The sequence below is a fragment of the Sphingomonas turrisvirgatae genome (assembly GCF_001721295.1).
GTDB lineage: Bacteria > Pseudomonadota > Alphaproteobacteria > Sphingomonadales > Sphingomonadaceae > Sphingomonas > Sphingomonas turrisvirgatae.
Map to the genome: position 1 here is coordinate 1 of NZ_MDDS01000049.1, position 8,155 is coordinate 8,155.

The 8,155-nt window shown below is 66.4% G+C and carries 9 protein-coding genes; all 9 read right to left on the reverse strand.

The window, feature by feature from the left end; all coding sequences use genetic code 11:
- Positions 1–142: 142 nt before the first annotated feature.
- Positions 143–1,027, reverse strand: coding sequence for a succinate--CoA ligase subunit alpha (gene sucD, locus BFL28_RS15650; RefSeq protein WP_069321468.1), 885 nt, complete (start codon positions 1,025–1,027; stop codon positions 143–145).
- Positions 1,028–1,606 (reverse strand): hypothetical protein, encoded by a 579-nt coding sequence (locus tag BFL28_RS15655; RefSeq protein ID WP_069321469.1) that lies wholly within the window; start codon positions 1,604–1,606, stop codon positions 1,028–1,030.
- Between the two features lie 7 nt (positions 1,607–1,613).
- Entirely contained in the window at positions 1,614–2,576 is a 963-nt protein-coding gene (gene mdh, locus BFL28_RS15660) for a malate dehydrogenase (RefSeq protein ID WP_069321470.1), read from the reverse strand.
- 153 nt (positions 2,577–2,729) lie between these two features.
- Positions 2,730–3,839, reverse strand: coding sequence for a cell division protein ZapE (gene zapE / locus BFL28_RS15665; RefSeq protein WP_069321471.1), 1,110 nt, complete (start codon positions 3,837–3,839; stop codon positions 2,730–2,732).
- Positions 3,836–4,294: a PaaI family thioesterase gene (locus BFL28_RS15670; RefSeq protein ID WP_069321472.1), complete on the reverse strand. Its 459-nt coding sequence runs from the start codon at positions 4,292–4,294 to the stop codon at positions 3,836–3,838. The genes zapE and BFL28_RS15670 overlap by 4 nt, the downstream gene beginning before the upstream one ends.
- On the reverse strand, positions 4,287–5,069 hold the full coding sequence (locus BFL28_RS15675; protein ID WP_069321473.1) for a succinate dehydrogenase iron-sulfur subunit: 783 nt from the start codon (positions 5,067–5,069) through the stop codon (positions 4,287–4,289). The genes BFL28_RS15670 and BFL28_RS15675 overlap by 8 nt, the downstream gene beginning before the upstream one ends.
- Before the next feature lie 19 nt (positions 5,070–5,088).
- Positions 5,089–6,471, reverse strand: a complete 1,383-nt coding sequence (gene creD, locus BFL28_RS15680; RefSeq protein ID WP_069321474.1) for a cell envelope integrity protein CreD — start codon at positions 6,469–6,471, stop codon at positions 5,089–5,091.
- Positions 6,472–6,545: 74 nt separating this feature from the next.
- Positions 6,546–7,121 (reverse strand): ATP-dependent Clp protease proteolytic subunit, encoded by a 576-nt coding sequence (locus BFL28_RS15685; RefSeq protein ID WP_069321475.1) that lies wholly within the window; start codon positions 7,119–7,121, stop codon positions 6,546–6,548.
- A gap of 46 nt (positions 7,122–7,167) precedes the next feature.
- On the reverse strand, positions 7,168–8,155 hold a 988-nt coding region (locus BFL28_RS15690), incomplete at its 5' end, for a C13 family peptidase (protein ID WP_338152258.1).

Genomic DNA, 8,155 nt, shown 5'->3' on the forward strand with positions numbered 1-8,155 from the left:
TTTTTCCCCTCTCCCACCGGGAGAGGGAGGGGCCCATCGCGCCAGCGATGGGAGGGTGGGGGTGAAGTGGTGAGGTTGTCGCCCTCACCCTTCCGCCGCTTTGCGGCTCCCTCCCTCTCCCAGGGGGGAGAGGGAATTTGCGTTACGCCTTCAACGCTTCCAGCAGCGTTTCGCCCAGCAGGCTCGGCGACTGGCTGACGCGGATGCCGGCTTCTTCCATCGCGGCGATCTTGCTCTCTGCATCGCCCTTGCCGCCCGACACGATCGCGCCGGCATGGCCCATGCGACGGCCCGGAGGTGCGGTGCGGCCCGCGATGAAGCCGGCCATCGGCTTCTTGCGACCACGCTTGGCCTCGTCGATCAGGAACTGAGCGGCCTGCTCCTCGGCGTCGCCGCCGATTTCGCCGATCATGATGATGCTTTCCGTCGCGTCGTCGGCCAGGAACAGTTCGAGCACGTCGATGAAGTTGGTGCCGTTGACCGGGTCGCCGCCGATGCCGACCGCGGTGGTCTGACCCAGGCCAGCATTGGTCGTCTGGAACACCGCTTCATAGGTCAGCGTGCCCGAGCGGCTGACGACGCCGACGCTGCCCTTGGAGAAGATGTTGCCGGGCATGATGCCGATCTTGCACTCGCCCGGGGTCAGCAGGCCGGGGCAGTTCGGGCCGATCAGGCGCGACTTCGAACCCGACAGCGCTCGCTTGACCTTCACCATGTCGAGCACCGGGATGCCTTCGGTGATGCAGACGATCAGCGGCACTTCCGCGTCGATCGCTTCCAGGATCGAGTCCGCGGCGAAGGGGGGCGGAACGTAGATGACGCTGGCGTCGGCGCCGGTGCGCTCGACCGCCTCGGCGACCGTGTCGAATACCGGCAGGTCGAGGTGCGTGGTGCCGCCCTTGCCCGGAGTCACGCCGCCGACCATCTGCGTGCCATAGGCCAGCGCGGTCTGGGTGTGGAAGCTGCCGGTCTCACCGGTCATGCCCTGCGTGATGACTTTGGTATTCTTGTCGACGAGAATGGACATTCAGAAGCCTCCCATGGCTTGGCTGACCAGGACGAGGCCCTGGATTCCGTATTGCGCACCGAGCGGATTGTCGCGCGGCACATAGGTGATTTCGAGCGTGACGCCGTCCTGCCACGGCTCCCACGACAGCTTGGCGGCGTTGCCGCTGGCGCTCGTGGCGGTCGGCGCCGTGCCGACCCAGGCGGTGGCGGCCTGAACCGACGGCGCAGCGGGCGCGTCGAGGTCATAGGCGCGGCAGCCATTGCCGAACCAGTTCGCGCCGTCGATCTTCATCGTGACCCGGCTGGTCGCGAGATAGACGTCGCGCCCGTCGACCTTCCGCCGGAACAGCGCGCCCGTCGTAACGGAAGTCGGCTCCTCACGCGTCACCGCGTCGCGGCCCTTGGCGAGGATCGCGGCGATACGCGGATCTGCGTCTGCCTCCGAGACTTGCGCCCAACCGGCGCCCAGCGCCGCCTGGGCAAGGCCGTCGAAGTTGCGAACGCCGGCGCACACTGGCCCGAACGCATCGAACAGCGGCGCGGGCGGTTGAGCCTGCGCCGCTGCTGCGAGCGTGATCAAGGCGGCGAGTGCCGGCATATCGTCCTTAGTTCAGCGAGCCGTCGATGCCCTTGCAGGCGACCAGCAGTTCCTTGACCGCGTCGACTGACACGGCGAGGTTCGCCTTGGCTTCGTCGTTGAGCTTGATCTCGACGATCTTCTCGACGCCATCCTTGCCGATGATGACCGGCACACCGACGTACAGGTCATCGACGCCATATTGGCCGGTCAGGTGGACCGCGGCGGGCAGCAGGCGCTTCTGGTCGTAGAGATAGCTTTCGGCCATCGCGATCGCGCTGGTGGCGGGGGCGTAGAAGGCCGAGCCAGTCTTCAGCAGACCCACGATCTCGCCGCCGCCCGAACGGGTACGCTGGACGATCGCGTCGATGCGCTCCTTGGTCGAGAAGCCCATGTCGATGAGGTCGCTGACCGGGATGCCGCTGACCGTCGAATATTCGAGGACCGGGACCATCGTGTCGCCATGGCCGCCGAGCACGAACGAATTGACGTCCTTGACCGAGACCTTGAACTCGTCGGCGAGGAAGTGGCTGAAGCGCGCGGAGTCCAGCACGCCGGCCATGCCGACGACCTTCTGGTGCGGAAGGCCCGAGAATTCACGCAGCGCCCAGACCATCGCGTCGAGCGGGTTGGTAATGCAGATGACGAAGGCGTCGGGCGCGTTGGCGGCGATGCCTTCGCCGACGGCCTTCATGACCTTCAAGTTGATGCCGAGCAGATCGTCGCGGCTCATGCCCGGCTTACGCGCGACGCCGGCGGTGACGATGATGACGTCCGCGCCCGCGATGTCGGCATAGTCGTTGCTGCCGGTGATGTTCGCGTCGAAGCCTTCGACCGGGCCGCACTGGCTGAGGTCCAGCGCCTTGCCCTGCGGCACGCCCTCGACCACGTCGAACAGCACGATGTCACCCAGGCCCTTGAGCGCGGCGAGATGGGCGAGCGTGCCGCCGATGTTGCCGGCGCCGATGAGCGCGATCTTCTTGCGAGCCAAGCGAACCTCCCTAGTCGTGTTGGGCGGCTCTTGAGTCATGCTGGCCGCACGGGAACGGGGGCGCACTACGCCTGTTTCGCCGTAGGGGCAAGTTTAGAACGATAGGGGTTAAGGATTATCTTTGCAGTTGCGAATTAATCGCAATAGACGGGTCTAAGCCTCGCCGTGACCCAGTGCGAGATACTCGTCCGACTGCATTTCCATGAGCCGGCTGACGGTGCGTTCGAACTCGAACTTGCCGTCGCCGGCGCGATAGAGGTCCATCGGGGCGGCGTCGGCCATGGCGAGCAGCTTGACCTTGTGTTCGTACAGCGCGTCGATCAGCGTGACGAAGCGGGCGGCCTCGTTGCGGTTTTCAGGCCCGAGCTGCGGGATGCCGACGATGATGACGGTGTGATAGCGGCGCGCGATGGCGAGATAGTCGGCCGCGCCGCGCGCTTCGCCGCACAGCCGCTTGAACGAGAAGACGGCGACGCCCTTGAGGCTCTTGGGCACGTGCAGCGTGCGGCCCTGAACGTCGAGATCGTCGGACGGCACGTTGGCGCGATCCTCAACCGGGTAATCGGTGAGGCGGAAGAAGGCGGCCGACAGCGTCGCGGTGTTGGCGGGATTGTTGGGGACGAGCCAGGTGTCCATCCGGCCCAGCCGGTCGCGGCGATAGTCGGTCGGGCCGTTCAGCGGGAGAACGTCGAGCTGCGCCTTCAGCAATGCGATGAAGGGCAGGAAGTGCTCGCGCTGCAGCCCGTCCTTGTAGAGGTCGTCGGGCGGGCGGTTGGAGGTTGCGACCACGGTCAGCCCGTCGGCGACCATCGCGGTGAACAGGCGCGAGAGGATCATCGCGTCGGCGGTGTTGTTGATCACCATCTCGTCGAACGCGAGCAGGCGCAGGCCCTCGCTCAGCGCCCTCGCGACGGGCGGGATGGGATCGCCGGATTCCTTGCGGCGCTCGTCCGCGATGCGGGCGTGCACCTCGATCATGAATTCGTGGAAATGGACGCGGCGCTTTTCGGCGATGTTCACGCACGCGAACAGCAAGTCCATCAGCATCGACTTGCCGCGTCCGACTCCGCCCCACATGTAGACGCCGCGCGGCGCCGGAGCGGCCTTGCCGGCCAGGCGAGCGAACAGGCCAGCCTTGCGCGGGCCTTGCTCAAGCTCGCGCGCCAGCGCGTCGAGCCGACTGGCGGCGGCGGCCTGATCGGGATCGCGGCGCAGTTCGCCGGCGGCGACCAGCGCTTCGTAGCGGGCGAGAACCTTCGTCATTTCGTCGTGTTCTTGCGCACCGTGCCCGAGAAGCTGGCGAGGATCGTCGCGTCCTGTTTGACCAGGCCGCGCATGAACAGCATCCGCCCGGTCTCGAGCAGCAGCTCCATCTCCGCGACGATCGGCTGTCCGATCGTGCTGGTGCCGATGAACTGCGCCGACAGGTCGAGCGTCACCGCGCTGCCGGCGTGCAAGACGTCCCACGTCCGCGCGGCGGCAAAGAGTGCGGCATCCATGAAGCCAAGCAGGGCGCCGCCATGCGTGGATTCCTGCAGGTTGGAATGACGCCGCTCGGGCGTCATCCGCACCAGCACGCGGTCGCCATCACGCCGCGTGTGGATGGAACCCAGAAACGCATTGAAGCGCGTGTCGTCACGCAATGCCCAACGCCTCCAGCCCGGAAGCGCCGGATCGTCGTCATAGCTGAAATGCGCGTCGGCCGAGGCGTCAGACAATCCGCTCGGCTTCCATCTTCTTGATCTCGGCGATTGCCTTCGCAGGGCTCAGACCCTTCGGGCAGACATTCGCGCAGTTCATGATGGTGTGGCAGCGATACAGGCGGAAGGGATCTTCCAACTCGTCCAGCCGCTCGCCCGTCATCTCGTCGCGACTGTCGGCGAGCCAGCGATAGGCCTGAAGCAGGATCGCCGGGCCGAGGAAGCGGTCGGAGTTCCACCAGTAGCTGGGGCACGAGGTCGAGCAGCAGGCGCACAGGATGCATTCGTACAGCCCGTCAAGCTTGTTGCGGTCCTCTGGCGACTGAAGCCGCTCCTTGCCCGAGGGCGCCGTCGTGACCGTCTTAAGCCACGGCTGGATCGATGCATACTGGGCGTAGAAGTGCGTGAAGTCGGGCACCAGGTCCTTGATCACGTCCATCGCGGGGAGCGGCGTGATGCGGATGTCGCCCTTGATATCCTCGATCGCCGTCGTGCAGGCGAGGCCGTTGCGCCCGTCCATGTTCATCGAACACGACCCGCAAATCCCCTCGCGGCACGAGCGGCGGAAGGTGAGGCTGGGATCGATCTCGGACTTGATCTTGATCAGCGCGTCCAGGACCATCGGGCCGCAATCGTCCAGATCGATGGTGAACTGGTCATAGCGCGGATTTTCGCCCGAGTCGGGATCGTAGCGATAGATGGTGAAGGTGCGCTTGTTCGTCGCGCCGGCGGGGGCCGGATGGCTCTTGCCCTTCTTGATCTTGCTGTTCTTGGGAAGGACGAAATCAGCCATCTGAAACCCCGTGCGTCGATCAGGCGGAGTGGGCCGCGACGGTGCGGCCCCACTCCAGGTTGCGGGTCAAATACATAAGGGCGGCCAGTGCTGCAAACAGAAGCAGCGAACCGATCAGCAATGAATAAGCTTCGAGGCTGAGCAGCACGTAGAGGACGCCGTAAAGCGCAACCAGCAGCGCGGCGATAAACCCGGCCCGCTTGCGGCTTTTGAGGACGGCGGCGGAGTAGGCGGTAAGCAATGCGATGATCGCGCCGCCCGCCACTAGATAGGCGGGGGTGAAGCCGATCACCTCGGCAAAGGCGAGCAGCAGGACGAAGAACAGGACCAGGCCCGCGCCGACGAGGAGATACTCCACGGCGGAAACGCGCACACCCGCGACAATGTCGAACAGCAGGAACGCCATGAAGGTGAAGCCGATGAACAGGAAGCCATATTTCACGCTGCGGTTGACCTGGGCGTAGAGATCGACCGGCTGGATCAGGCCGACCTGCGCCTGAGACGTCGGAGCGGCACCGGTTGCGCCGGAATAGGGGGTTTCGGGGGCGCGCAGCTCGACGGCGGCGTCGCTGGTGCTGACGAGGGTGGTGCCGAGCGCGAGATTGGAAATGCGATAGGTGGCGGTGAAGCCGTCGGTGGTGACCTGCCGCGCTTCGGGCAGAAAGCCGCCGGTGAAGCTGGGATGCTGCCACGGCGAGGTGACGGTCCAGCGCGTGGACCCCGCGCGCGGGCTGAGTGCGATGACCGAATGACCGCGCAGGGCAAAGCCGAACTCGACCGCGATGGTGCGGGTGGTGAGCGGGCTGGCGTCGAGGCCGGTGAAGAAGCCGGAGCCTCCCGTGGTGGCAAGGCCGTTGCCGGGCTGCGCTGGCGCGGGCTGGCCGTCGATGACGATGCGGTTGGCGGGTTTAAGGCCGCGCGGGTCGGCCACGCCGAAGCGGAGTTCGGCCCTTGCGAACTGGAGCGTCGTCACGTCGACGCCCAGCCGCACGGTGTCCGCGGGCAGGCGGAACTGCGCCTTTCCGGAGACCTCGGCGTCATAGACCACGGCCTCATAGATCGAGCGTGAGCGGCGCTCTGGCTTGACCCGGGTGTCTATCTCAAGCGCGGCGGGGGCGAGGAACAGCTCGCGGCGCTGGACCGAGGTGCGGGTCACCGGGCGGCCATTCTCCTGCACCGTCTCGCTCACCTGCGCCTCATAGGGGATGGCGATCAGCGGTCCGGCCAGCGTCTGCGGCCCGCCCCAGCCTTCGGCGATCGAGGTGCGCGCCGTCTGCGATTGCGACTGACGATCGTAGACGAGCAGGTAGACGGTGAAGAGCGGGATCGCCAGCACCGCGCCGACGAGCAGCGCGAGCAGCAATTTCATGCCGGGTGAGCGGTCGGGCACGTCGGGATTCATTGAGGCAGCTCCAATCAGTGGAGCATCAGCGCTATCCCGCCTTCGTACAAGCGGTCATGAGCGATCCCTGAGGATTAGATGATATCGAGCACGAGCCCCAGGTCACGCGCCTCCTCGGCCTCGAAATACCAGTTGGATGGCGCCTTCTTGCACACCTCCTCGAACGTGACCTGCGATCCGGCGATGATGTCGCGAAACCCTTCTTCCTCGATGCGAATCGATTCCTCGATCTCGTGCAGCTTGGCCTGAAGCGTCGGGATCAGCGTCTTGAGCGGCCCTTCGAGATGGACGTCGGCGGTCAGCTTGCGCTCGTGGATCATGATCCGCGTGCCCTTGGTCAGGAAGCGCTTGTCGACGGGGAAGTGCGCCATGAAGGTGGCCCCTGCCGAATAGACCGCGACCATGCCGAGGAACAGCGTCTCGCGCCCCTCGAACTCGCGGATCATGCGCACTTCGTCGCCCATCAGCCGGGCGACTTCGGGGTCGCCGCCAAGCGTGGAGATGGCGAAGACCAGCGTGCCTTCGCGCGGCGCGTTTTGCAGCTGGTCCCGGAAGCTCTGATACATGAGGTCGTCGACATTGCCCTGCAGGCAGACATGCGGACGGGCGAGCAGCGGGTAGTTGATGCTGTTGGGCGATGTGTCGGTCATGGCGCGCGCAACCGGCGAGCGCGTGGGAGGTTCCGCCGAAAGGCGATCAGCGTTGAATTTGAGCGAGGCTGTCGAGCGACGGGCGGCCGACCGGGGTGGTCGCCGCCTTTGGCGTGCGTGCTTCCAGCGGGGCGAGCCAGGCGGCGACATCGACGCCGATGCTCTGTTGCGGGAGCGAGGGCTTGAGACTGGCCTGCTGCTCCCACTGACCGATCAGCGCCACCGCTTCGGCTGCGGCAAGGCCAAGCGGCTGGGGCTTGCGCAGCGCGCGGTTGATCATCGCGTCGCCAAAGAAGGTCCAGTCATTCTCCGCCATGCAGCCGAACGACGAGCGGTCCGACGAGGCGGCGCTGAAGATCGCGGTCTGCGGCCCGGAGAGGACGGGCACGAACACGCCCGAATAGCAGGCGCTGATGATGAGCAGCCGGCGGTGGATGCCATGGGCGTCGAACAGCCGCGACAGCCGTGTCGGCGACATTGCGCCCCAGCCGTCATTGCCATCGTGATAGACGATGCCGAACGGCGCGCCATGGCTGGTGGTGTAGAGCACCAGCACGTCCTCGGCCGGGTCCATGACTTCGGCGATGCGGGCGAGCGCGGCTTCGAAATTCTGCGGCGAGCCCATGGGCAGCGGGGAAGGGGCCGACCCGTCGCTGCCAGCGAGCGTGATCGTGCGTCCGGCCGCGTCGTAGCGGCGGGCGAGGACCCTGGCCGCCTCGCGCGCTTCGCGGCCGAATACGGCGTCGCTGTCGAGCGCAATGCTGAGCACATAGGCGTCGACCACGCCCTTGCGCTGCGGCGCGAGGGTGGCGAGCGCGCGGGCCAGGCGGCGATGTTCGGCAAGGCTGTGAATCGCCGGACGATCCCGCTCGATCTGGGTGCCGCCATTGGCCTGCTGGATCGTCTCGTAATCGGTCGAGCGCGCCATGCCGGGCGGGGGCGGGGCGGTGTGCGACAAGGGCGGGGAGGGCGAGCGCGACGAACCCGCGGGCGCGTCCGGCCCCCGCCCGGGGGGGGCGGGCCTTAAAAACACA